Consider the following 385-nt stretch of genomic DNA (forward strand, 5'->3'; position numbering starts at 1 on the left):
GCCGCGCTGCTCGCCTCGCTGCTGGTGTCGCTCACCGTCGTGCCGGTGCTGTCGTACTGGTTCCTGCGCGCCCCGAAGGGCACCCCCGAGGACGCCGGCGAGGCCCGCCGCAGGGCCGAGGAGAAGGAGGCGCGCAGCCGCCTGCAGCGCTTCTACGTCCCCGTGCTGCGCTTCGCCACCCGGCGCCGGCTCACCAGCGTGCTCATCGCGGTGGCGGTGCTCGCCGGCACCTTCGGCATGACCCCGCTGCTCAAGACCAACTTCTTCGACCAGGGGGACCAGGAGGTCCTCACCGTCAAGCAGGAGCTCAAGCCGGGTACCGGCCTCGCGGCCACCGACGAACAGGCCCGGCGCGTGGAGAAGCTGCTCGCCTCGACCGAGGGCG

Annotated in this window: 1 protein-coding gene; it reads left to right on the forward strand. The window is 72.7% G+C overall.

The genetic code is table 11. The features are described 5' to 3' along the window. Window positions 1-385: efflux RND transporter permease subunit (locus IE249_RS35880; RefSeq protein ID WP_229857242.1), on the forward strand; the 385-nt coding region annotated here is incomplete at both ends.

This window comes from Streptomyces anandii JCM 4720, from assembly GCF_014650655.1.
GTDB lineage: Bacteria > Actinomycetota > Actinomycetes > Streptomycetales > Streptomycetaceae > Streptomyces > Streptomyces anandii.